The organism is Sphaerotilus sp. (assembly GCF_031429695.1).
GTDB lineage: Bacteria > Pseudomonadota > Gammaproteobacteria > Burkholderiales > Burkholderiaceae_C > Sphaerotilus.
In genome coordinates this window covers 63364-84982 of record NZ_JANPAB010000080.1, presented here as the reverse complement: position 1 = coordinate 84982, position 21619 = coordinate 63364, and the positions used below count along the sequence as shown (strand labels likewise).

At 67.7% G+C, this 21619-nt stretch carries 25 protein-coding genes; 8 read left to right on the top strand and 17 right to left on the bottom strand.

The window, feature by feature from the left end:
* The first annotated feature begins 108 nt into the window (after window positions 1-108).
* Window positions 109-1998, top strand: a complete 1890-nt coding sequence (locus tag RMP06_RS15870) for an ABC-F family ATP-binding cassette domain-containing protein (protein WP_310462762.1) — start codon at window positions 109-111, stop codon at window positions 1996-1998.
* A 6-nt stretch (window positions 1999-2004) separates the two neighbouring features.
* Here RMP06_RS15870 and RMP06_RS15865 read toward each other — a convergent pair whose 3' ends face one another.
* From RMP06_RS15865 to RMP06_RS15845, 5 genes are read right to left on the bottom strand one after another with little or no spacing between them, the layout of a single operon-like run.
* Window positions 2005-2613: an SCO family protein gene (locus tag RMP06_RS15865; RefSeq protein WP_310462761.1), complete on the bottom strand. Its 609-nt coding sequence runs from the start codon at window positions 2611-2613 to the stop codon at window positions 2005-2007.
* 2 nt (window positions 2614-2615) lie between these two features.
* Complete coding sequence (gene cyoE, locus RMP06_RS15860; protein WP_310462760.1) at window positions 2616-3530, bottom strand: heme o synthase; 915 nt, start codon at window positions 3528-3530, stop codon at window positions 2616-2618.
* Window positions 3527-4663: a COX15/CtaA family protein gene (locus RMP06_RS15855; RefSeq protein ID WP_310462759.1), complete on the bottom strand. Its 1137-nt coding sequence runs from the start codon at window positions 4661-4663 to the stop codon at window positions 3527-3529. The genes cyoE and RMP06_RS15855 overlap by 4 nt, the downstream gene beginning before the upstream one ends.
* 2 nt (window positions 4664-4665) lie before the next feature.
* On the bottom strand, window positions 4666-5388 hold the full coding sequence (locus tag RMP06_RS15850) for an SCO family protein (RefSeq protein ID WP_310462758.1): 723 nt from the start codon (window positions 5386-5388) through the stop codon (window positions 4666-4668).
* Entirely contained in the window at window positions 5378-6121 is a 744-nt protein-coding gene (locus tag RMP06_RS15845) for an SURF1 family protein (protein WP_310462757.1), read from the bottom strand. Before RMP06_RS15845 ends, RMP06_RS15850 begins: the two co-directional genes overlap by 11 nt.
* Before the next feature lie 42 nt (window positions 6122-6163).
* Between RMP06_RS15845 and RMP06_RS15840 the strand changes: the two genes are divergently transcribed.
* Window positions 6164-6388 carry a twin transmembrane helix small protein gene (locus tag RMP06_RS15840; RefSeq protein ID WP_310462756.1) on the top strand — a complete coding sequence of 75 codons (225 nt, stop codon included), beginning with the start codon at window positions 6164-6166 and terminating at the stop codon, window positions 6386-6388.
* Between the two features lie 103 nt (window positions 6389-6491).
* On the opposite strand, the gene RMP06_RS15835 is transcribed toward RMP06_RS15840, so the two are convergent.
* The 7 genes from RMP06_RS15835 to RMP06_RS15805 form a co-directional block, all read right to left on the bottom strand.
* The gene (locus tag RMP06_RS15835) at window positions 6492-7373 is read right to left on the bottom strand and encodes a cytochrome c oxidase subunit 3 (RefSeq protein WP_310462755.1); all 882 of its coding nucleotides are present in this window, start codon (window positions 7371-7373) and stop codon (window positions 6492-6494) included.
* A gap of 55 nt (window positions 7374-7428) precedes the next feature.
* Window positions 7429-7668, bottom strand: coding sequence for a DUF2970 domain-containing protein (locus RMP06_RS15830; protein ID WP_310462754.1), 240 nt, complete (start codon window positions 7666-7668; stop codon window positions 7429-7431).
* Window positions 7665-8288 (bottom strand): cytochrome c oxidase assembly protein, encoded by a 624-nt coding sequence (locus tag RMP06_RS15825; protein ID WP_310462753.1) that lies wholly within the window; start codon window positions 8286-8288, stop codon window positions 7665-7667. The genes RMP06_RS15830 and RMP06_RS15825 overlap by 4 nt, the downstream gene beginning before the upstream one ends.
* Complete coding sequence (locus tag RMP06_RS15820; protein ID WP_310462752.1) at window positions 8285-8407, bottom strand: cytochrome oxidase small assembly protein; 123 nt, start codon at window positions 8405-8407, stop codon at window positions 8285-8287. The genes RMP06_RS15825 and RMP06_RS15820 overlap by 4 nt, the downstream gene beginning before the upstream one ends.
* Window positions 8408-8440: 33 nt before the next feature.
* On the bottom strand, window positions 8441-10078 hold the full coding sequence (ctaD, locus tag RMP06_RS15815; RefSeq protein WP_310462751.1) for a cytochrome c oxidase subunit I: 1638 nt from the start codon (window positions 10076-10078) through the stop codon (window positions 8441-8443).
* A gap of 30 nt (window positions 10079-10108) precedes the next feature.
* Window positions 10109-11218 (bottom strand): cytochrome c oxidase subunit II, encoded by a 1110-nt coding sequence (gene coxB / locus RMP06_RS15810; protein WP_310462750.1) that lies wholly within the window; start codon window positions 11216-11218, stop codon window positions 10109-10111.
* A gap of 342 nt (window positions 11219-11560) precedes the next feature.
* Window positions 11561-12484, bottom strand: a complete 924-nt coding sequence (locus RMP06_RS15805; protein WP_310462749.1) for a methyltransferase domain-containing protein — start codon at window positions 12482-12484, stop codon at window positions 11561-11563.
* Window positions 12485-12512: 28 nt separating this feature from the next.
* Here RMP06_RS15805 and RMP06_RS15800 point away from each other — a divergent pair, with 28 nt between their 5' ends.
* The gene (locus RMP06_RS15800) at window positions 12513-13247 is read left to right on the top strand and encodes a ComF family protein (RefSeq protein ID WP_310462748.1); all 735 of its coding nucleotides are present in this window, start codon (window positions 12513-12515) and stop codon (window positions 13245-13247) included.
* Window positions 13248-13274: 27 nt separating this feature from the next.
* Window positions 13275-13745, top strand: a complete 471-nt coding sequence (trmL, locus tag RMP06_RS15795) for a tRNA (uridine(34)/cytosine(34)/5-carboxymethylaminomethyluridine(34)-2'-O)-methyltransferase TrmL (RefSeq protein WP_310462747.1) — start codon at window positions 13275-13277, stop codon at window positions 13743-13745.
* A gap of 6 nt (window positions 13746-13751) precedes the next feature.
* Here the strand turns inward: trmL and RMP06_RS15790 are convergent, their stop codons facing one another.
* Window positions 13752-14735 (bottom strand): NAD(P)H-dependent glycerol-3-phosphate dehydrogenase, encoded by a 984-nt coding sequence (locus RMP06_RS15790; RefSeq protein ID WP_310462807.1) that lies wholly within the window; start codon window positions 14733-14735, stop codon window positions 13752-13754.
* A gap of 20 nt (window positions 14736-14755) precedes the next feature.
* Window positions 14756-15223, bottom strand: a complete 468-nt coding sequence (secB, locus tag RMP06_RS15785; RefSeq protein WP_310462746.1) for a protein-export chaperone SecB — start codon at window positions 15221-15223, stop codon at window positions 14756-14758.
* Between the two features lie 105 nt (window positions 15224-15328).
* Between secB and RMP06_RS15780 the strand changes: the two genes are divergently transcribed.
* A complete protein-coding gene (locus RMP06_RS15780) occupies window positions 15329-16006 on the top strand; it encodes a histidine phosphatase family protein (RefSeq protein WP_310462745.1) in 678 nt (225 codons plus the stop codon).
* Here RMP06_RS15780 and RMP06_RS15775 read toward each other — a convergent pair.
* The 3 genes from RMP06_RS15775 to RMP06_RS15765 form a co-directional block, all read right to left on the bottom strand.
* Window positions 15979-16386, bottom strand: a complete 408-nt coding sequence (locus tag RMP06_RS15775; protein ID WP_310462744.1) for a thioredoxin family protein — start codon at window positions 16384-16386, stop codon at window positions 15979-15981. The two genes, RMP06_RS15780 and RMP06_RS15775, sit on opposite strands and share 28 nt — an antisense overlap.
* A gap of 32 nt (window positions 16387-16418) precedes the next feature.
* Window positions 16419-17459: an alpha/beta hydrolase family protein gene (locus RMP06_RS15770; RefSeq protein ID WP_310462743.1), complete on the bottom strand. Its 1041-nt coding sequence runs from the start codon at window positions 17457-17459 to the stop codon at window positions 16419-16421.
* 123 nt (window positions 17460-17582) lie between these two features.
* Window positions 17583-18761, bottom strand: a complete 1179-nt coding sequence (locus tag RMP06_RS15765; protein ID WP_310462742.1) for a helix-turn-helix domain-containing protein — start codon at window positions 18759-18761, stop codon at window positions 17583-17585.
* A 127-nt stretch (window positions 18762-18888) separates the two neighbouring features.
* Here RMP06_RS15765 and RMP06_RS15760 point away from each other — a divergent pair, with 127 nt between their 5' ends.
* The 3 genes from RMP06_RS15760 to RMP06_RS15750 all read left to right on the top strand — a co-directional run bounded on the left by RMP06_RS15760 (window position 18889) and on the right by RMP06_RS15750 (window position 21611).
* Window positions 18889-19845, top strand: a complete 957-nt coding sequence (locus RMP06_RS15760; RefSeq protein ID WP_310462741.1) for a CysB family HTH-type transcriptional regulator — start codon at window positions 18889-18891, stop codon at window positions 19843-19845.
* A gap of 93 nt (window positions 19846-19938) precedes the next feature.
* Window positions 19939-21156 (top strand): AAA family ATPase, encoded by a 1218-nt coding sequence (locus RMP06_RS15755; protein WP_310462740.1) that lies wholly within the window; start codon window positions 19939-19941, stop codon window positions 21154-21156.
* Window positions 21156-21611 (top strand): RloB family protein, encoded by a 456-nt coding sequence (locus RMP06_RS15750; protein WP_310462739.1) that lies wholly within the window; start codon window positions 21156-21158, stop codon window positions 21609-21611. Before RMP06_RS15755 ends, RMP06_RS15750 begins: the two co-directional genes overlap by 1 nt.
* Window positions 21612-21619: the final 8 nt, after the last annotated feature.

Below are 21619 nucleotides of genomic sequence, written 5' to 3'. Positions count from 1 at the left end.
GCGCAGTGTAGCGACCGCGTGGCGCCTGCACGGTAACAAGCTGCTGTGACGCGAATGGGTCAATCGAAGGCCGGGGCCGATAATGTCCGATTCCCCAGAAAACTCCCCATGGCCCTCCTTACCCTTCTTGACGCCAGCCTCGCCTACGGGCATGTGGCGCTGCTCGACCACGCCGCGATGTCGCTGGAGAGCGGCGAACGCATCGGCCTCATCGGCCGCAACGGCACCGGCAAGTCCTCGCTGCTGAAAATCCTCGCCGGCCTGGAGCTGCCCGACGACGGCACGCTGCAGGTGCAGACCAATGTGCGCCGCTACTACGTGCCGCAGGAGCCGCAGTTCGAGCCGGGCATCAGCGTGTTCGATGCGGTCAGCGTCGGAGTGGCCGAGGCCAAGTCCTTGCGCGAACGCTACGAGGCCCACGCCGAAGGCGACGATCTGGACGCGCTGCAGAGCCAGATCGAGGCCGTCGATGGCTGGACCTGGGAGCAGCGGGTCGATGAAACGCTGGAGCGGCTCAAGCTCACCGCGGACCAGCAGGTCGATGCCTTGTCAGGCGGTCTGCGCAAGAGGGTGGCGCTGGCGCAGGCGCTGGTGGCCGCACCCGATGTGCTGCTGCTCGACGAGCCGACCAACCACCTGGACCTGGAGTCGATCATCTGGCTACAGGACTTGCTGATCTCGTTCCGCGGCGCGGTGCTGCTGATCACCCACGACCGGGCGTTTCTGGACGCGGTCTCGACGCGCATCCTCGAACTCGACCGCGGCCAGATCCGCAGCTACCCCGGCAGCTTCACCACCTACGAGGCGACCAAGGCCCGCGAACTCGAAGACGAGTCGCTCTTCAACGCCCGCTTCGACAAGCTGCTGGCGCAGGAAGAGGTCTGGATCCGCCGGGGCGTCGAAGCCCGCCGCACCCGCAGCGTCAGCCGCATCAACCGCCTGACCGCCCTGCGTGACCAGCGCGCGGCGCGGCGCGACGTGGTGGGCAAGGTGCGGCTCGAAGTCGATGCCAGCTCGCGCAGCGGCAAGATCGTCGCCGAGCTGGAGGACGCCACCAAGTCCTACGGCGACCGCACCATCGTGCGCGGCTTCACCGGGACGATCCTGCGCGGCGACAAGGTCGGCCTGATCGGGCCGAACGGCGCGGGCAAGACGACGCTGCTGAAGATGATCCTCGGCGCACTTGAGCCGGACAGCGGCACGGTCAAGCTCGGCACGCTGCTGCAGGTCGCCTACTTCGACCAGATGCGCGAGGCGCTCGACCTCGACGCCACCCTGGCCGACACCATCAGCCCCGGCAGCGAGTGGATCGAGATCGGCAACGCGCGCAAGCACGTGATGAGCTACCTCGGCGATTTCCTGTTCTCGCCGGCGCGGGCCAATTCCCCGGTGCGCAGCCTCTCGGGCGGCGAGCGCAACCGGCTGCTGCTGGCGCGGCTGTTCGCGCGGCCGGCGAACGTGCTGGTGCTCGACGAGCCGACCAACGACCTCGACATCGAGACGCTGGAGCTGCTGGAAGACCTGCTGCAGAACTTCAGCGGCACCGTGTTCCTGGTCAGCCACGACCGGCGTTTCCTCGACGCGGTGGTGACGAGCACCATCGTCAGCGAAGGCGACGGCAACTGGCGCGAGTACGAAGGCAGCGTCGAGGATTGGATCCTGCAGTCGCAGCGGGCGGCGGCGATGGCGGCCAAGGCGGCGCGCAATGCCCCCGCCCCGACGCCGGCGAAGGCCGTGGCCGCTGCAGCCGCACCCGTGGCTGCACCCGCCGTCGCCAACCGCAAGCTGAGCTACAAGGAACAGCGTGAGCTGGACGCGCTGCCGGCCCAGATCGCTGCGCTCGAAGCGGAGCAGGCAGCGTTGAACGAGGCGCTCGCCGGCACCGCGCTGTACGCGGGTCCGGCCGACAAGGTCGCCGAGGCGCACGCGCGCCATGCCGTGATCGACGACGCGCTGCTGGCGCTGATGGAGCGGTGGGAGACGCTGGGCGTGCGCTGAGGAGCGTCAGCGGGGTGCCAGCAGGATCTTCACGTCCGCCGCCAGGTCTGCAGGCGGCGTGGCGTGGCGGACATAGAGGCGCACCTGACCTTGTGGATCGAAGACGAACGACGCGGCGGTGTGGTCCACGGTGTAGCTGGTCTCGGTCTTGCCGGGCACTTCGCGGTAGAAGATCTTGAACTCCTTGGCGGCGGCGGCGACCTCGTCCGGCGTGCCGCGCAGCGCGACCCAGTTCGGGTTGAACGCGCCGACGTAGGACTTCAGCAGGTTCGCGGTGTCGCGCTTCGGATCGACGGTGACGAACACGCCGACCAGCTTGTCGCCGTCCGTGCCGAGCAGGCGCTGGGTTTCGGCGAGGTTGGTCAGCGTGGTCGGGCACACGTCCGGGCACTGCGTGTAGCCGAAGAAGACCACCACCGCCTTGCCCTTGAGGCTCGACAGCAGGAAGGGCTGGCCGTTGGCGTCGGTCAGCGCGAGCTTGCGGGCGTACTCGGCGCCGGTGATGTCGAGCGACTTGAAGCTCGGGGGCGGCGTGGCCTTGTCGCACGCACTCAGCGTACCCAGGCAAGCCAGCACGCTGGCGGTCAGGATCAGTCGTCGAGCGGGTGCAGTCACGTTCACAGCCAGGGCCTCAGGTAGTGGTCGATCAGCAGCGCGGCGAACAGCAGCGACAGGTGCCAGATCGAGAAGCGGAAGGTCTCGCGGGCGAGGGCTTCGGAGTATTCGCGGCGCAGGCGAACGGCGTAGTGGATGAAGCGCCCGCCCAGCACCACGGCGGCGGCGAGGTACAGCCAGCCGCTCATCCCTTGCACGAACGGCAGCAGCGTCGCGGCGAACAGGATGAAGGTGTAGAGCAGGATCTGCAGCCGGGTGAACTCGTTGCCGTGGGTCACCGGCAGCATCGGCAGGCCGGCGCGGGCGTAGTCCTCGGCGCGGTAGAGCGCCAGCGCCCAGAAGTGCGGCGGGGTCCACAGGAAGATGATCAGGAACAGCGCGATCGCCTCCGGCCCCACATCCCCCGTCAGTGCCGCCCAGCCCAGCACCGGTGGCATGGCGCCCGAGGCGCCGCCGATGACGATGTTCTGCGGCGTCATCGGTTTGAGGATCACGGTGTAGACCACCGCGTAGCCGACGAAGGTGCCGAAGGTCAGCCACGCTGTCAGCGGATTGACCTTGAAATACAGCAGCGCCATGCCCGCCGAGCACAGCACGGCGGAGAACAGCAGCGCCTGCGACTGGCTCAGGTCGCCGTTGGCGGTGGGGCGCCAGGAGGTGCGCTTCATGCTGGCGTCGATCTTCTGCTCGATCAGGCAGTTGAACGCGGCCGCGGCGCTCGCCACCAGCCAGATGCCGGCAGTGGCCAGCAGCGCAGTGACGACATCGGCCCAGCGCGGCGCACCGGGAATGGCCAGCAGCATGCCGATCGCCGCGCAGAAGACGATGAGCTGCACGACCCGCGGCTTGGTCAGCGCGACGTACTGGCGCCAGCGCGACAGGCGCGGCGTGGTCGGGGTGAGGGTGGTGGCGTTCATCGGGGCGGGGCAGCGGACAAGGGGTGAGAGGAGCGGCTGTGGGCCAGCAAGGCGGCCAGCAGCGCGACCAGTGCGGCAGCGCCGCCAGTGTGCGCCACGGCGGCCAGCAACGGCCAGCCGAGCACGATGTTGGACAGGCCGGTGAGCGTTTGCAGCGCGGCGACGGCGAACAGGCCACGGGCGTAGCGGGGCGCAGGCTGGCGCAGCGCCGCTGCCAGCAGCAGCAAGGCACTCAGCACGATGACGGCGCCGAGGCGGTGGACCACGTGGATGGCGGTGAGCGCGGCGAAGGGCAGGGCGCTGCCGTCGGCCTGCACGCCGAGCCCGCGGCGCAGGGTGAAGCCGGCGTCGAAGTCCATCGGCGGCCACCACTGGCCCTGGCAGGTGGGCACGTCCTGGCAGGCCAACACGGCGTAGTTGGTGCTGACCCAGCCGCCCAGCGCCACCTGCACCACGACGAGGACGAGCACCGCCCAGGCCGCCATGCGCAGGGTGAGGGTCAGTGTCGGTGCCTGCGGTGCGTGGCGCTGGGTCTGCACGGCGAGCAGTGCGAGCAGGCCGATGCCGCCGAGCAGGTGCAGCGTGACGATGGCCGGGTAGAGCTTCATCGTCACCGTCAGCGCACCAAACGCCCCTTGCAGGCAGACCCACACGAAGGTGAGCGCCGCCCAGCCGGGTGAGACCAGCCGCGCCAGCGCCGGGTCGCTGCGTTTCAGCCGGCGCACGGCCAGCACGCTCCACACCATCAGCACCGTCAGCAGCAGCCCCACGCCCGAAGCGAGGTAGCGGTGGATCATCTCGACCCAGGCTTTGCCGTGTGTCACGGGGCCGGTGGGCATCGCGGTTTCGGCCTGCGTGATGGCGTGTATGGCGCCGAGCGGGCTGGAATTGCCGTAGCAGCCGGGCCAGTCCGGGCAGCCCAGGCCGGAGTCGGTCAGCCGCGTGAAGGCGCCGAACAGCACGAGGTCGAAGGTCAGGAACAGCGTGACCAGCGTCAGGGCGCGCAGCCGCTGCGGCGCCGTCTGGCCGCGGTGGCGCCACGTCAACCACAACAGCGGCAGCGTGGCAACCGCGGCGGCCAGCAGCGCGATCTGCGCCAGCGGGCCGAGGTCGATCAGGTCGGTGGGCGGCATGGTCAGCGAGAGGCGGCGGCTGGGCCGACGATGGCGGGGTCACGCCCGGCACGGTCCCACGAGGTCGAGGCGCGCAGCACACGCTCGATGTCGCGCTTGACCTTGGCCGGCTCGAATGCGGCCGGAAAACGCATCATCCACACGCCCATCGGATCGACGAGGTAGAGGTGGGCCGAAAGGGTCTCGCCTGCGGCCGGCTTCAGCCAGTTCGCCACTGCCTCGCGCGGCGCATGCAGCACGCTCGCCTCGGCCAGCGCGGGCAGCAGGTCAGCCCGGGGCGGCTGGTCGCCCGTGACCAGCCAGACGCGGTCCAGCCGGTCCTTTTCCTTGCCGAGGGTTTCGCGCAACTGGCGCTGGGCGTAGAGCAGCTTTTCGCAGGTGCCGTCACAGGCGCCGTCCGCCACGACCACCAGCAGCCACTGGTCGCGCAGGCTGCGCGGATCGACGGTCTTGCCCTGCAGGTCGGTCAGCGGCAGGGCGGCGGCGGTCGGGATATCGACCGGTGGCTGGACCAGCACGCCGTGCGCCGGCTGGCCCGTTGGGCGAATCACGTAGAAGGTGAAGTAGGACGCGATCACCGGCGAGGCGCAGGCCAGCAGGATCAGCGCCATCTTGAGCCGGCCCAGGCGGGTGCGCTGCGGCGCGTCCAGCACGGTGGATGGGGAGGGCAGTTCGTGAACCGAGAGGTTCAGCGGTTGAACGGCGTTCGAAGTGTCATTCGACATGGGAAGCGGCCTGTCTACGCGGGCGGATGAGTTGGAACCAGACATACAGGCCTGCCATCAGGGCGCTGAGGGCGAACCACTGGGCGGCGTAACCGTGGTGCTTGTCGAGTCCGACGGACGGGGTGGACCAGTGGCGCAACAGGCCATCGTCCGACGGCCCTTCGGTCTGCAGCAGCGCCACCGGACGCAGGCTCAGACCGGACTCGCGGGCAGCGGCGGCGATATCGAGATTCTGACGGATGGGGCCGGTTTCGAGGCCGCCGAAGTCGAACAGCCTCGATGGGGCGGGGATGATGCGGGCCACGACCGTCACGGTGTCGGCCTCGGGGGTCTGCACCGGTGGCAGCAACTCGCGCTGTTGCGCGTGGCGCGGCGCCCAGCCGCGCTCGACCAGCACAGCGGTGCCGTCTGCGAGTTGCAGTGGCGTCACCACATGAAATCCGACACGGCCGTCCATCGGCCGGTTGTCGAGGAACCGGGTGGCGTGTGCCACCCAACGGCCCTGCAGGCGGATGCGGCGCTGCGTCTGCATGTCAACTTCGGCGGTGCTGCGGGCCAGGTCCGCCGCGGTCAGCTCCGGCAGGTGGACACGCTCGTCGAGCAGGGCTTGCCGGCTGGCCTTTTCCGTGGCCCGGTCTAGTTGCCACACGCCCAGCCGTGCCGTCCCGACCACGCCAATGGCCGTCGCCAGCAGGATCACCCAGCGCTGGTGTCGATGTCGAGGCAGGGTCATGGAGAAGCGGGCGGCGGTGGAGGGGTGGAATAATCCGGCATCATGAAAATCATCATCGCGCTGGCGTTTGTCGCCATTCTGGTTGCCCTGGCTTCGGCAGGTCTCTTCATGATCAAGCGCGGACCGGAGGGCCAGCCGACCCCCAAAGGCCGCATGGCCCGCGCACTGGCGATCCGGGTGGGCCTCTCGGTCAGTGTCTTCCTTTTTGTGCTGCTGAGCTACTTCATGGGCTGGATCGAACCGACCGGGTTGCCGATCGGACGCTGACGCGGCCAAGCGCCTCGGCGATCAACAAAAAGAGCGCCGAAGCGCTCTTTTGTGTTTCTTGCGTATCGGGCAGGGCGTCGGGTGAACCGACGCCGCTCCCTCATCACATCCAGTAGACGATGAAGTACAGGCCCAGCCAGACCACGTCCACGAAGTGCCAGTACCAGGCGGCGCCTTCGAAGCCGAAGTGACGCTCGGGCGTGAAGTGGCCCTTCATCAGGCGGATGGTCATGACCAGCAGCATGATGGTGCCGACGAACACGTGGAATCCGTGGAAGCCGGTCAGCATGAAGAAGGTCGAGCCATAGACGCCGGAGCTGAGCTTGAGATTCAGTTCGGAGTAGGCGTGGGCGTATTCATAGCCTTGGCAGGCCAGGAAGGTGGCGCCGAGCAGCACGGTGATCCACATCCAGCCGATGGCCTTGGCGCGCTGGTTGGCGATCAGCGCGTGGTGCGCGATCGTCAGCGTCACGCCCGAGGTCAGCAGCAGGGCGGTGTTGATGGTCGGCAGCGGCCACGGACCCATGGTCTGGAACGGCTCGACGATGCCCGCTGGCGACGCAGTGGCACCAGCGACCGAACTCGGCCAGAAGCCCTTGAAGTCTGGCCACAGGATCGCGTTTTCCAGGCTGCCCAGACTCGGCACTGATTGGGTGCGGGCCCAATACAGCGCGCCGAAGAAGGCACCGAAGAACATCACCTCCGAAAAGATGAACCAGGCCATGCTCCAGCGGTAGGAGACATCGACACGGGCGCTGAACATGCCGCCCTCGGCCTCGCCAGCCGCTTCGCCGAACCACTGGCGCAGCACGAAGACGGTCCATAGCAGGCCGAACAGCAGCGCATACGCACCCCAGCCGTGTCCGTTGACCCATTGGCCCGCGCCCAGGATCACGAAGAACAGGCCGATGGCCGTCATCACCGGGTGCCGCGAAGGCGCCGGGACATAGTAGTAAGGCGTTACGCCCTTGGTTGTTGCCGACATGCGTTGCTCCTGGAATCCGTGTCGCGAATATCGAATGGTGTTGTGTTGGACTTGCTCAGCCCGCAATCCAGCGGACCAGTGCCACCAGCAGGCCGACAAACAGCGCTGCGCTGAGCAGACCGGCCAGGATGACGTGGACCGGGTTGAGCTGGTTGACGTCGTTCTGGTGGTCGGCCCCACGGCGGATGCCGAAGAAGGACCAGGCCACGGCTTTCATGCTTTGGCCAAACGAGCTTTTGCGCTGGACGGCATCGCGCAGATCGTCCGCCGACGTGCGTTGTGTTTCCTGCTTCATGAGCGCACCCCTTGTGGCTGCACGTGGACAGCCGAACCGGTGACGGGCGCTGCCGGGGTCTTGGAACCGACTTCGAAGAAGGTGTAGGACAGGGTGATGGTGGTCACGTCCTTGGCCAGCTTCGGATCGATCACGAACACCACCGGCCATTTCTTCGATTCGCCCGGCGCCAGCGTGTACTGATTGAAGCAGAAGCACTCCAGCTTGTTGAAGTGCGCCATCGCCTGCTGCGGTGCGTAGCTGGGAATGGCCTGCGCGGACATCGTGCGGTTCTGGACGTTGCGGAACTCGTACATCACCGTGGTCACTTCGCCCGGGTGGACCCGGACAGAGGACTGGGCAGGCTTGAAGTCCCACGGGCCACGGGCGTTGGCGTCGAACTCGACCGTGATGGTGCGGCTGGTATCGATCTGGGTGTTGAAGTTGCCGGCCCCGGACTTGCCGGTGACCAGCGACTCGTTGCGGCTGAGGATGTTGATCCCCAGTGCTTCGCAGATCGACTGGTACATCGGCACCAGCGCATAGCCGAAGCCGAACATCACCGCAGCGATGACGCACAGCTTGCCCAGCATGCGCTTGTTGTCGCGCTGCAGACCCCTGACCTTCAGCGTGTCGCTCATCGGAAAGCGCCCGACAGCAGGGCCACCCTGGCCATGAACCCGAGGAAAAACACCAGTGCAACCGTGCCCAGAATCAGGCCCAGGCGCACATTGCTGCGACGTTTTTCTTCGTTGGTCATGGCAGGTTGTCCTTGGTGTTCAGATGAAAACGATCAGAACTTCAGCACCTTGGTGGCGGTTGCATCCAGCGTCGGCGGCGTCTCGAAGGTGTGGAACGGGGCCGGCGACGGCACTTCCCACTCCAGACCTTCAGCGCCTTCCCATGGCCGCTGCGGGGCCTTCTCGCCCTGGCCGCGCATCATCGGCAGCGCGACGAACAGGAAGAAGTAGACCTGCATCAGACCGAAGCCCAGCGCACCGATCGACGCGACCATGTTGAAGTCGGCGAACTGCAGCGGGTAGTCGGCGTAGCGGCGCGGCATGCCGGCCATGCCCAGGAAGTGCATCGGGAAGAAGGTGATGTTGAAGGTCACCAGCGAGCCCCAGAAGTGGAACTTGCCGCGGCCTTCCTTGTACATCGTGCCGGTCCACTTCGGGCCCCAGTAGTACACGCCCGCGAACATGCCGAACAGCGAACCCGCCACCAGCACGTAGTGGAAGTGCGCCACGACGTAGTAGGTGTCCTGCAGGTTGATGTCGATCGGGGCCATCGAGAGGATGAGACCCGTGAAGCCGCCCATCGTGAACACGAAGATGAAGCCCACGGCCCACAGCATCGGGGTCTCGAAGGTCATCGAGCCGCGCCACATCGTCGCGATCCAGTTGAACACCTTCACGCCGGTCGGCACCGAGATCAGCATCGTCGCGTACATGAAGAACAGCTGGCCCGTCAGCGGCATGCCGGTCGTGTACATGTGGTGGGCCCACACGATGAACGACAGGATGGCGATGGAGGCGGTCGCGTACACCATCGAGGCGTAGCCGAACAGCTTCTTGCGGGCGAAGGCCGGGATGATCTGGCTCACGATGCCGAAGGCCGGCAGGATCATGATGTAGACCTCGGGGTGACCGAAGAACCAGAACACGTGCTGGTACATCACCGGGTCACCGCCGCCGGCGGGGTTGAAGAAGCTGGTGCCGAAGTGGCGGTCCGTCAGCGTCATGGTGATCGCGCCGGCCAGCACGGGCATGACCGCGATCAGCAGGTAGGCGGTGATCAGCCAGGTCCAGACGAACATCGGCATCTTCATCAGCGTCATGCCCGGAGCGCGCATGTTGAGGATGGTGACGACGATGTTGATCGAGCCCATGATCGACGAGGCGCCCAGGATGTGCATCGCGAAGATGCCGGCATCCATGGACGGGCCCATCTGCAGCGTCAGCGGGGCGTAGAGCGTCCAGCCGGCGGCGGGGGCGCCACCGGGCATGAAGAAGCTCGACACCAGCATCAGCGCGGCAGGAATCATCAGCCAGAAGCTGAAGTTGTTCATGCGCGCGAAGGCCATGTCCGCGGCACCGATCTGCAGCGGGATCATCCAGTTCGCGAAGCCGACGAAGGCCGGCATGATCGCGCCGAACACCATGATCAGCCCGTGCATCGTGGTGAACTGGTTGAACAGCTCGGGATTGACGAACTGCAGGCCCGGCTGGAACAGCTCCAGGCGGATCAGCAGGGCCAGCACGCCGCCGATCATCAGCATCGTGAAGGCGAACAGCAGGTACAGCGTCCCGATGTCCTTGTGGTTGGTCGCGTAGACCCAGCGACGCCAGCCGTGGGGAGCGTGGTGGTCGTCATGGGCATGGTCGTCATGCCCGTGACCGTGACCACCCGGATGGAGAACTGCGCTCATGGGTAGTGATCCTCTGGAATGTTGTCGTGGTTACTTGCGGGCAGCGACCACTTCGGCCGGCTGGACGATCTGCTCGGTCTTGTTGGACCAGCTGTTCTTGGTGAACGTGATCACGGCGGCGATGTCGGTGTCCGACAACTGCTTCCACGATGGCATCGCACCGTTGTTCTGGCCATGCAGCAGCACCGCGATCTGCTTGCCCTTGTCGGCGTCGAGCACGACCGGCGAAGCGTCGAGTGCCTTGATCGGACCGCCGCCCTTGCCGTTGGCCTGGTGACAGGCAGCGCAGTTGTTGGCGTAGACCTTCTCGCCGCGGGCGATCAGTTCTGGCAGCTTCCATTCCTTGGTCGGATCGTCCGCCAGCGCCGCCAGCTTCTTCTTCTCGCCAGCGACCCAGGTGGTGTATTCCGCGTCGGTCACGACCTTGACGTGGATCGGCATGTAGGCGTGTTCCTTGCCGCACAGCTCGGCACACTGGCCGTAGAAGTCACCCGTGCGGTCTGCGCGGAACCAGGTGTCGCGCACGAAACCGGGGATCGCATCCTGCTTGACGCCGAAGGCCGGGATCATCCACGCGTGGATGACGTCATTGGCCGTCGTGATGATGCGGATCTTCTTGCCGACCGGGACGACCAGGGGGTTGTCCACCTTCAGCAGGTAGTTGTCGCCCTCGGGCTTGCCCGCGTCGGACATGGCGCGCTGGGTGGTGTCGAGCGTCTGCAGGAAGTTGATGCCCTCGCCCTCGCCCTTCAGGTAATCGTAGCCCCACTTCCACTGGTAGCCGGTGGCCTTGATGGTCACGTCGGCGTTGGTGGTGTCCTTCATCGCCACGACCGTCTTGGTCGCCATGGCGCCCATGCCGATGACGATGACGAAGGGCACGATGGTCCAGGCGATCTCGACCGCGATGCTTTCGTGGAAGTTCGCGGGCTTGTGGCCCTTGGACTTGCGGTGCTTGATGATCGAATAGAACATCACGCCGAACACGGCCAGGCAAATCACGCTGCAGATGACCATCATCACCACATGCAGCCAGTGCTGTTCGATGGCGATCTGTGTGGCGGGTGTGTGGAAGTCCAGTTGGCGAACGCCCGGACCACCCGGCAGATCGTTCACTGCCAGTGCCACGGTCGTTGCCATGGAAGCACATGCAGCCAGACTCCACTGGCTCGCATGGCGCCACAGAGCTTTCTTCATCATCATCTGCGCTCTCTTTCTCTACCAGATCGGCTGGCCAGCAGGCCGCCGCGGACATAGTGTCTTGACTGTCTGCAAACATGCACCACCAGCGCTATTCCGCCATCCAGAAGCATCCGGACGACCGAAGTAGAAAACCAGTGGGTGGGGGGTTGATGACCGTCAGCAACGATCCGGATGTTTTTTGATTCGGATCATTGCCGAGGCTATCGGACAGGCTGCGAATTTTAGGCGCTGATATCAATGCGGGGCAATGTTTCGCGCTCCATGACGGCAGTACCGCACTCAGTCGGTGCGCCCGGGGTTGCGCTGGCGCGTCATTTCACGCATGGCACCGAGCGAAATCTCGGTCTGCGCCTGCATCCGCGCCCGGGTGACCGGGCGGAACGCATGTCCGTAGACGATCTCGAAGCCCAGGTGCAGCCGCCCGTCGGCGCCGGCGAGGTGCCGTGTCAGCGCCTCGTCAAGTTTGCGGTGCCAGTTTCGGCCCCGCAATCCGGGTTGACGCGCACTGGCGGTGTTGCGCCCGAGCAGGCGCAGCTCGGCCAGCAGTGCCTGCGGGCTGTCCCATGTCAGCGTCAGGCGCTCCATGTCCATGACGGGATCGGCAAAACCGGCATGGACCAGCTCGTCGCCGAGGTCGTGCATGTCGATCCAGGCGCTGCCCGGCGGACCCCAGCCGAGTTCGGCATAGACCGCGCGCAGCTCCTTGAGCGTGTCGGGTCCGAAGCACGAGAACATCAGGAAGCCGTCCACCTCCAGCGCTGCGTGCCAGCGTGGCAGCAGCGCCGGCAGGTCATCGACCCAGTGCAGCATCATGTTGGCCCACAGCAGCTCGGCCGTCGGTGGCGTGGCGGAGGCCTCGGAGGGAGCGGACTGGCCCGTGAGGCGCTGCCACCAGCGTGGGCCGGTCCCGCTGCCTGGCTGTTCCGGCAGCGGAAGATCGTCACAACCGTACCGCAGGATGCGGGCCTGCGGGTACTGCGTCTTCAACAGCTCGGTGCTGCCCGAGGTGGGGCTCCACCAGTCGATCACCCGGGCTGGCTGGCGGCGGACCAGCGACAGGCGCTCCGCCATGCGGCGAGCGATTTCCTCGTGCAACCAAGGTGCGGCACGGCCGACGGACTGCCGGAGGTGGCGTTGCAGCGCGGCCGGGTCGATCCGGGGCGGGCGCTGGTTCTGGGAGGCGGTGGGGGAGGGTTCGGCCATGGTGGTGGAACTGTATAGTCAGTCGGACATGACCCTGCGTACCTTCGCGGCAGCATGGCGCTGGACACCCGGCACTGCCTGCCACATCTGCACCTCCTGGCAGCGCGACGCGGTCTGCAGCGCCTGTCGGCGCCGGTTTCGCCCGATCGGCCACCGCTGCCGCTGCTGTGCGGTGTCGCTGGTGGGTCTGAACGAGGTCTGCCGACGCTGCATCCTGCGCCCGCCGGCCTTCGACCATGCGCTGGCCGCACTCGACTATGCCTATCCCTGGGACGGGTTGGTCACGCGCTTCAAGTTTGGTGGTGCCTGCGAGCTGGCCGGGCCGCTGGCCGAGCGGATGACCGAGGCGCTGCAGACCGCTGCAGCCCAACCCGGGTTCGTGCAGCCGGACGTGCTGCTGCCTGTGCCGCTGTCCGACGCCCGGCAGCGCGAGCGTGGCTACAACCAGGCGTGGGAGCTTGCACGGCGGGTCGGTCCGGCGCTGGGCATTGCGGCCCAGGCCCGCTGGGTCGAGCGGGTGCTGGACACACCGCACCAGACCGGCCTCGACCGTGAGGCCCGGATGCACAACCTGCGCGGCGCGTTCGCGGTGCCGGCCGCCGGGAGGGCCGGGCTGCCGGGACGCTCGGTGGCGATCCTCGATGACGTGATGACCACCGGTTCCACCGCGCAGGAATTGGCCGCGACCCTGCGCCGCGCCGGGGTGGTCCATGTGCAGACCTGGGTGCTCGCGCGCACGGTGAGCGATGATGCGGCCCCCTGACCGCCCGCTGTTTCGCTGCACCGCGCCATGTTCCGCATCGTCCTCGTCCACCCCGAAATTCCGCCCAACACCGGCAACGTGATCCGGCTGGCGGCCAACACCGGCTGCGCGCTGCACCTGGTCGAGCCGCTCGGCTTCTCGATGGACGACAAGCTGCTGCGCCGTGCCGGGCTGGATTACCACGAGTACGCGCCAGTGCGCCGCCACGCGTCGTGGGAGGCGCTGATCACCGACTGCACGCCGGACCGGACGCGGATGTTCGCGCTGACCACCCGCGGCAGCCGGCCCTTTGCCGAGGTGGCCTGGCAGCCGGGCGACTGGCTGGTGTTCGGTTGCGAGACGAGCGGCCTGCCGCCCGCGCTGCGCGACACCTTTGCGGACACGCAGCGCGTGCGGCTGCCGATGCGGCCGGAGCAGCGCAGCCTCAACCTGAGCAATGCGGTGGCGGTGACGGTGTTCGAGGCCTGGCGCCAGAACGGCTACGCCGGCGCGGTCTGAGCTGGTTCAGATTTCGGCACGGGCGCCGCGCTGCATCAGCGACCGCACGGCCTGCTGTGGCGTGAGTTCACCCTCCAGCACCGACACCACGGCGCGCGTGATCGGCATGTCCACGCCCAGCGCCTGTGCCCGGTCGAGCACGGTGCGGGCGCTGTAGACGCCCTCCGACACATGGCCGAGGTCTTCGAGGATGCGGGCCAGCGTCTTGCCGTCGGCGAGTTGCAGGCCGACGCGGCGGTTGCGCGAGAGGTCGCCGGTGGCGGTCAGCACCAGATCGCCCAGACCCGACAGCCCCATGAAGGTCTCGACCTGCGCACCCAGCGCCAGCCCGAGCCGGGTCATCTCGGCCAGCCCGCGGGTGATCAGCGCAGCGCGGGCGTTCAGGCCGAGCGCCAGCCCATCGGCCATGCCGGTGGCGATCGCCAGCACGTTCTTCACCGCGCCGCCGACCTCGACGCCGATCGGGTCGGTGGAGGAATAGACGCGCAGCGTCGGGCCGTGCAGCGCGTCCACCGCGGCCTGGCGCAACGCGGCGTCCTGGCTGGCGGCGACGAGCGCGGTCGGCTGGCCACGGGCGACTTCAAGCGCGAAGCTCGGTCCGCTCAGCACACCGGCACGCAGACCGGGCGCCGCTTGTCGGGCGATCTCGTGCCCGAGCAAACCGGTGCCGGCTTCGAAACCCTTGCTGAGCCAGAGCGTGGCGGTGCCGTCCGGCAGGCGCTGCAGCATCTCGCGTAGCGCGGCCGTGGGCGTGGCCACAATGACCAGCCCCGCCAGCCCGGCATGGGCGACGGCGCCGGAAAAATCCGAGGTGAGTGCCAGTGCAGCCGGCAAGGCCACACCGGGCAGGTAGCGCGCGTTGCACCGCGAGGCCGCGATGTCGCGGGCCTGGCGGTCGTCACGGGCCCAGAGGACCGTGGGATGGCGGGTGGCGGCCTGTGCCGCCAGCGCGGTGCCCCAGGCACCGGCGCCGAGCACCGTGATCTGCATCGCGCGAACCAAGTCAGCGATCAGCTATTGAGTGCCTGCTGGCCTTGCTGCTGCTGCGCTTCGTACATGGCCTGGAAGTTGACTTCGGCCAGGTGCACCGGCGGGAAGCCGGCGCGGGTGATCGTGTCGGCCACCACGGCGCGCAGGTACGGATAGACGATGCCGGGGCAGGCGATGCCCAGGATCGGCTGCATCTGCTCGGGGTCGATGTTGCGGATCTCGAAGATGCCGGCTTCCTTGGCTTCGCACAGGAACAGGGTGCGGTCGCCGAGCTTGGTGGTGACGGTGGCGGTCACGCAGACTTCGTAGATGCCCTCGGCCACGGGGCCGACCTCGACGCCGAGGTTGATGTCCACGGCGGGCTGGCCCTGTTCGATCAGGATCTGCGGCGAGTTCGGCTGTTCGAGCGACAGGTCTTTCAGGTACACGCGCTGGATCTGGAACACGGGTTGTTCTTGCGTGTCGAACGTGTCGGTTGCGTCGGCCATGATCGGTTCTCGGTGGGGAAAATCAAAAAAACATCAACAAAACGCACGGGGTCGGTGCGGGTCGGCGGGAATATAGCAGCACCACCCCGGCGCATACTCGACCGCATGGCGCACCTCACCCTCATCCGTCACGGAGAAACTGACTCGAACCGCGTTCACCGCTTTCAGGGGCAGATGGACGTGCCGCTCAACGCCACCGGGCTGCTGCAGGCGGAGCGGCTGGCCGAGCGGCTGGCGGGTGAACACGTCGATGTCGGCGTGGTGAGTGACCTGTCGCGGGCGAGGGCCACTGCCGCGCCGATCGCGCAACGGCTGAACCTGGCGATGCGGCCGGATGCCCGCTGGCGCGAGCAGGCGTTCGGGGTGTTCGAGGGGCTGGAAGTCGGCGACGTGCTGGACCAGCACCCGGACCTGTGGACGCAGTGGGTGCGCCATGACGCTGATTTCGCGCTGCCCGGCGGCGGCGAGAGCGTGCGGGACTTCCATGCGCGGGTCTGGTCGGCGCTCGACGCACTGGCGGCGGCGCATGTCGGCCAGCGCGTGCTGGTGGTGACGCACGGCGGCGTGCTGGACATGGTCTGGCGCACGGTGCAGGGCCAGTCGCTGTCGAGTGCGCGGCAATGCGCGATTCCGAATGCGGGCATCAACCGCCTGCGCTGGCACAGCCCCGGGCGGGTCGAGATCGAGGTCTGGGCCGACGACACCCACCTTGCCGGCCTGCCGCCGCAGCCGTCGACGGTGTCGCTGAGCGTGCGTTACGGCGCGGGTGTGACCACACCCTGAACCCGGTGCGCCGCGGCCAGCGCGGTGACCGGCCCCGCCAGTGCCGTGCGCACTGTGGCGCCGTCCATCGACCCGGCCTGTGCGGCCTGCACCATGCGCTCCAGCGTGCCCACGTGCGGCATCACGGTGCCGAGGAACAGCGGTCGCTGATCCTGCCCGCCCTTCAATACCAGCAGGGTCGGGAAGTTCTCGATGTCCAGCGCCTCGTCGCCGAGGGCGTCGCTGTGGTCCTCGATGTCGATCCAGGCGAAGCGCACGTCCGGGTGCGCCTGCGCGACCTGCGCGAAGGTGGCGACGTAAGCCTGGCAGGCGACGCACCAGCCCGCGCACAGGCAGGCGATGGTGAGGGACTCGGGGCGGGTGGTCGGCGCGGTGGACATGGGTTTCAGTGTGCCAGAGCGGGCAAGGGGCCTCACTCGCCCAGGAGGTGCCGCGCCAGGAACGCCCCGATCCTCTGATCGATCGCCATCAGATCCTGTCGATCGAACCCGGCCGGGTCGTTGAGCAGATCACCCAGCAGCCCCGTGAAATGCGGCGGCAGCGGCGACAGCAGCGCACCATGCCCGCCCTTGGGCAGATCGGCCAGATGCGCACACGCCGCACACAGTGACAGCACCCGGTCGCTGTGGAAGCGGGGCGACAGCCAGCGGTCATCGCGGGCCGTCACCAGCCCGGTCGGCACGGACAGCGTGGCCAGCGACGCCGGATCGAAGTCCGCTGCCGCCGGCACCCCCGCCACGACCACTGCCACCCGCGGGTCGGTGTCGGTGCGCGGCGTGTCGTCGGCGGCGTAGCGGTGGCGGATCACGGCCAGCGCCACCCACTGCTTGAGGCTGTCGAACACGTTGCCGCTCAGGCGCGTGTGCAGGCCGACGCAGAAGTGGAAGTCCTCGGTCAGGTGCGCTTCGCAGTGCCGCGAGAAGCCCGCCGGGGACCAGCGTCCGCCGGCCAGCGTCAGCGCGGTGTGCCCGCCGGCCGACATGCCGTAGACGCCGACCTTGTCCAGCCGGAGCGACTGGAACCGGGGGTCGCGCCCCACGGCGTCGATGGCGCGGGACACCTCGGCCGGGCGCCGGGTCCAGCTCTGCGGGCCTTGTTCGCGGCCGTCGTGGTGGTTGTCGGCGCGGTGCTCCGGCAGGGCCACGACGAACCCCTGTTCGACCAGCCGTCGCACCAGGTCGGCATGCACCCAGGGTGCGCCGCCGGAGCCGTGCGAGATGACCACCAGTCGGCCGTTGCCGGGTGCGACCCCGCCGTCCACGTCCCAGGACTGGACGAACGGGCCGCGCCGGACCGGGCGTTCGGTGCCGGTGCTCGGGTAGTGCAGCGTGACGGGGCCATCCTCGGCGGTGGCCGGCAGCGTGGCCAGGCCGATGGCGTGGGCGGCGAGGGACAGCAGGGCCAGGCTGGCGGTCAGCAGGCGTCGGCCGAGGCGGCGGGGCGAGACGGGCATGGGGAACTCCGGGGCAGGTGACAGGGATGGCCGCCACCTTGCCGGAACCGGATGCGCCGGTCTGGCCGAAACCTGCCGGGCGAAGCGCCGACCGGCCGGGCTACAAGTTTGGATTGGTCGATTTCAGGAATCGACCAGATTCTGGCGCCGGAATTCGGTCGGCGTGCAGCCGGCGTCGGCCTTGAACGCCCGATTGAACGGGCCGATCGACTGGAAGCCGCAGGCCAGCGCGATGCCCAGGATCGATTCTTCCCGCCGGGCGGGGTCTTGCAGCGCGGCCCGCGCTTCCTGCAAGCGGTACTGGTTGATGAAGGCGTTGAAGTTGCGGTGGCCCAGGCGCTGGTTGATGTGGCGCCGCAGCCGGTACTCAGGCACGGCCAGGCGGCGGGCCAGTTCGCCCAGGGACAGGTCTTCCAGGCAGAACGCCCGTTCGTGCGTCATGAGCCGCGCCAGCGCTGTGGCCAGTCGTTCGTCGATCGGGTCGATGGACGGCGCGGGGGTGGTCGGGCGTGCAGTCGAGGTGGCTGGGCCGGGTGGTGGATCGTCGGCGGGCACTGGCCCGGTCGGCAACACTGGCGCGGCGGTGGCCGGCCTGACGGTGCGGGCTGGCTGTCCCAGCGCCCCCAGGTCGATGCGCAGCAGGTGCCACGCCAGCACCACGACCACCGCGAGCAACAGCAGCACGTCCACCAGCGCCGCCGGCGCCGACAGCCGCCCGCCCGGCGATTGCCACCGCACCGCCGCCATCCCCAGCGTGTACGCGATGCCCCAGCCCGCGACGAGGCCGCGCAGGTGCCGTCGGCCCTCCACCAGATCGCCCGACCACGACAGCGCGACGACCCCCGCCGACAGCACTGCCCACAGCACCGGCATTCCGCGTGGCACCAGGGCCAGCAGCGCCGCGCCGGGCGATGCCTCGGGCAGCAGGTGCAGGCAAGGCAGGCTGCCCAGCGCCGCCACGACCGCCCACAACCCGGCATGCCGACGGCGCAGCACGAACCCGTCGTCGAACAGCGTCCGCAGCAGCAGCCAGAACAGCATGGCATTCGCCACCGACACCCCGACCAGCGGCGCCTGCCAGCGGGCGGGAACGGCAGCTTCGAACGACGGGATTGCGCCGATCACCTGCCCGCACAGCCCCAGCGCGAGCCAGCGGCCGGTCCGACCTGTCGGCGCATGGCGGTGGTCCCGCCACAGCACGGCAGCGAGCAGGCCGAGCACCCCCAGCAGCACACCCCGGACGAGGAGATCCGCCGAGACGGGCGACAGGGAAACGACGGTGGCAGCAGCGTTCAGGGTCATCCGGGGCGGGCAGGGCGGCACGAGCCTGAACCATAGCGCCGCCCGCCGTCATCGATAGTTGTTTTCCGCATGTGGATAGTCGATCTGATTTGTTTTCCGATGAAGCGAACGCCGGAATAATCGCCTGGTGAACTTCCAGCAGCTGCGCTCCGTGCGCGAAACCGTCCGCCAAGGCTTCAACCTTACCGAAGTCGCCCTTGTGCTGCACACCTCGCAGCCCGGCGTGAGCCGCCAGATCCGCGAACTGGAGGAGGAACTCGGCGTCGAGATCTTCGTGCGCGCTGGCAAGCGACTGACGGGGCTGACGCCGCCGGGCGAGGTGGTGCTGCCGATCGTCGAGCGGCTGCTGGTCGAGGCGGACAACCTCCGGCGGGCCGGCGCCGACTTCGCCGCGCAAGACCGCGGCACGCTCACCATCGCCGCCACGCACTCGCAGGCGCGCTACGCCCTGCCGCCGGCCGTGCGCGACTTCCGCGCCACGCACCCGGACGTGGTGCTGCAACTCCACCAAGGCTCGCCGCGACAGGTCGCGCAGATGCTCCTCGACGGCGAGGCGGACATCGGCATCGCCACCGAGGCGCTGGCGGGCTATGAGGCGCTGGTGGCGCTGCCCTGCTATAGCTGGTCGCATGCGGTTGTCGTGCCACGCGGCCATGTGCTGGCGCAGGAGGCTGATCGGGGCGTGGTGCTGACGCTGCCGCGGCTGGCCGAGTTTCCGCTGATCACGTATGAAGGCGGCTATACCGGCCGCAGCCACATCGACGAGGCGTTCGCGCGCCACGCGCTGGTGCCGAACGTGGTGCTGGCCGCGATGGACGCGGACGTGATCAAGACGTATGTCGAACTCGGCATGGGCGTCGGGCTGGTGGCGTCGATCGCGTATGACGAGGCGCGCGACGCCGGCCTGCGCGCCATCGATGCGCGGCACCTGTTCGCCACGAACATGACCCGGCTGGCGCTGCGCCGCGGCGCCTACCTGCGGCGCTATGCCTACGAATTTATCCGCTGCTTCGCGCCGCCGCTGACGCCCGAGCTGATCGGGCAGGCGATGGCGAGTGCGGAGGGGAGTCGGTTCGAGATTTGAGGTGACGTCAGGATCGATGCAGCAAAAGTAAATCAATTTTTTGCTCTACTGATTCATAATCAGGCAATATTTTTGTTTTTGCGAGTGAATCCCATGCTGGTCGAGTTCCGCGTCAAGAACTTCCGCAGCCTGCGGGACGAGCAGGTGCTCAGTCTGGTGGCGTCCAAGGACACGTCGCTGCAGGACACCCACACCCTGCGCACCGGCCTCAAGGCAGTGCCGGCCCTGCTGCGCACTGCGGTGGTGTACGGCGCCAATGCCGGGGGCAAGTCCAACCTCGTCAAGGCGCTGCAGCACATGCGCGGGGTGGTGATGGAGTCGGCCTCCGTCCTCCAGCCTGGCCAGCCGTTCACGGTGCAGCCCTTCCGGCTCGACGGCCGCTCCGCCAGCGAACCCACCGAATTCGAAGTCACCTTTCTGCTGGATGGCGTGCGCTACCAGTACGGCTTTGCCATGACATCGCAGCGCATCGTCCGCGAGCACCTGCTGGTCTACAAGGCGTTCAAGCCGCAACGCTGGTTCGAGCGCCATTTCGATGCGGTCACTGGCAAGGACGTGTATGACTTCGGCCCCGGTTTGAAAGGCACCAAGCACCTGTGGGAAGGGGCCACCCGGCCGAATGCGCTGTTCCTGTCGATGGCGGTGCAACTCAACAGTGAGGCGCTGCGCCCCGTGTTCGACTGGTTTGCCGAGGGACTGGTGATCCTCGACGAGCAGACCCCGCTGAACCCGCAGACCTCGATCCAGTGGCTCCGCCAGGCCGGGCGCCGCCAGCAGGTCTGCGATTTCCTGAGTGCGGCAGACATCAGCATCGCCGACATCGAAGTGGTCACCCGGCATGCGTCGGACGAGACCGAAGAGCACCAATTGCGTTTCTCGCACGTCACCGAGCAGGGGCGGGCAGTCTTCGACTTGATGGATGAATCGAATGGCACGCGCAACCTGCTGTTCCTCGCAGGGCCGGTGCTGGACATCCTGCACCAGGGACAAACGCTGGTCATCGATGAACTCGACACCAGCCTGCACACCCTGCTGGTGCGCGAACTGGTGCGGCTGTTCCACCGACCCGAGGTCAACACCGGCGGGGCGCAGTTGATCTTCACCACGCACGACACCTCGTTGCTGGACGCGTCCGACCTGTTCCGGCGCGATCAGGTGTGGCTGGTCGAGAAGGACCGCGACCAGGCGTCCGCGCTGGTGGCACTGAGCGAATTCAGTCCGCGCAAGAACGAGGCGCTGGAGCGGGGTTATCTGCTGGGGCGCTATGGCGGTGTGCCGTTGCTGAATCCTACGCTGGGGCTGAGGCACTGATGGCGCGCGACAACGCCCCCAAGGAACGCCAGCGCCAGCAGCTCGAACGCAAGCACGGCCGCCGCGCCAGCCACGACCGCATCCTGATCGTCTCGGAAGGCAGCAAGACCGAGCCGCATTACTTCGGTGAGATCCGCATGGCCTTCCGCCTGCCGACCGCCCATGTCGAAGTGCGGCCCAGCGAACTCGGCACAGCGCCGGTCCAGGTCGTGCAGTACGCCCAGGCGCTGTTCGAGCATGGTGACCGCCACAAGTACATCCAGCGGCGTGCGTTCGAGCAGGTCTACGCGGTGTTCGACCGCGATGACCACGGCAGCTACTTCGATGCCCTGACACTGGCCGCCTCGCTGGATGGCCGGCTGCGCAACGACAGCAAGCAGCCGGTGGCGTTCAAGGCCATTGCTTCGGTGCCCAGCTTCGAGCTGGTGACGCTGCTGACCACGTTGCGTGGCTGAAGGCTGGC

Bases quoted from the DNA above. Each gene is read 5' to 3' on its own strand.
- RMP06_RS15770 (WP_310462743.1), bottom strand. From the start codon at position 17,459: ATGCCCGTCTCGCCCCGCCGCCTCGGCCGACGCCTGCTGACCGCCAGC.
- secB (WP_310462746.1), bottom strand. From the start codon at position 15,223: ATGGCCGACGCAACCGACACGTTCGACACGCAAGAACAACCCGTGTTC.
- ctaD (WP_310462751.1), bottom strand. From the start codon at position 10,078: ATGAGCGCAGTTCTCCATCCGGGTGGTCACGGTCACGGGCATGACGAC.
- RMP06_RS15840 (WP_310462756.1), top strand. From the start codon at position 6,164: ATGAAAATCATCATCGCGCTGGCGTTTGTCGCCATTCTGGTTGCCCTG.
- trmL (WP_310462747.1), top strand. From the start codon at position 13,275: ATGTTCCGCATCGTCCTCGTCCACCCCGAAATTCCGCCCAACACCGGC.
- RMP06_RS15775 (WP_310462744.1), bottom strand. From the start codon at position 16,386: ATGTCCACCGCGCCGACCACCCGCCCCGAGTCCCTCACCATCGCCTGC.
- RMP06_RS15800 (WP_310462748.1), top strand. From the start codon at position 12,513: ATGACCCTGCGTACCTTCGCGGCAGCATGGCGCTGGACACCCGGCACT.
- RMP06_RS15855 (WP_310462759.1), bottom strand. From the start codon at position 4,663: ATGCCGCCCACCGACCTGATCGACCTCGGCCCGCTGGCGCAGATCGCG.
- RMP06_RS15845 (WP_310462757.1), bottom strand. From the start codon at position 6,121: ATGACCCTGCCTCGACATCGACACCAGCGCTGGGTGATCCTGCTGGCG.
- RMP06_RS15805 (WP_310462749.1), bottom strand. From the start codon at position 12,484: ATGGCCGAACCCTCCCCCACCGCCTCCCAGAACCAGCGCCCGCCCCGG.
- RMP06_RS15850 (WP_310462758.1), bottom strand. From the start codon at position 5,388: ATGTCGAATGACACTTCGAACGCCGTTCAACCGCTGAACCTCTCGGTT.
- coxB (WP_310462750.1), bottom strand. From the start codon at position 11,218: ATGGCAACGACCGTGGCACTGGCAGTGAACGATCTGCCGGGTGGTCCG.
- RMP06_RS15825 (WP_310462753.1), bottom strand. From the start codon at position 8,288: ATGAGCGACACGCTGAAGGTCAGGGGTCTGCAGCGCGACAACAAGCGC.
- RMP06_RS15870 (WP_310462762.1), top strand. From the start codon at position 109: ATGGCCCTCCTTACCCTTCTTGACGCCAGCCTCGCCTACGGGCATGTG.
- RMP06_RS15790 (WP_310462807.1), bottom strand. From the start codon at position 14,735: ATGCAGATCACGGTGCTCGGCGCCGGTGCCTGGGGCACCGCGCTGGCG.
- RMP06_RS15750 (WP_310462739.1), top strand. From the start codon at position 21,156: ATGGCGCGCGACAACGCCCCCAAGGAACGCCAGCGCCAGCAGCTCGAA.
- RMP06_RS15820 (WP_310462752.1), bottom strand. From the start codon at position 8,407: ATGACCAACGAAGAAAAACGTCGCAGCAATGTGCGCCTGGGCCTGATT.
- cyoE (WP_310462760.1), bottom strand. From the start codon at position 3,530: ATGAACGCCACCACCCTCACCCCGACCACGCCGCGCCTGTCGCGCTGG.
- RMP06_RS15830 (WP_310462754.1), bottom strand. From the start codon at position 7,668: ATGAAGCAGGAAACACAACGCACGTCGGCGGACGATCTGCGCGATGCC.
- RMP06_RS15755 (WP_310462740.1), top strand. From the start codon at position 19,939: ATGCTGGTCGAGTTCCGCGTCAAGAACTTCCGCAGCCTGCGGGACGAG.
- RMP06_RS15835 (WP_310462755.1), bottom strand. From the start codon at position 7,373: ATGTCGGCAACAACCAAGGGCGTAACGCCTTACTACTATGTCCCGGCG.
- RMP06_RS15765 (WP_310462742.1), bottom strand. From the start codon at position 18,761: ATGACCCTGAACGCTGCTGCCACCGTCGTTTCCCTGTCGCCCGTCTCG.
- RMP06_RS15780 (WP_310462745.1), top strand. From the start codon at position 15,329: ATGGCGCACCTCACCCTCATCCGTCACGGAGAAACTGACTCGAACCGC.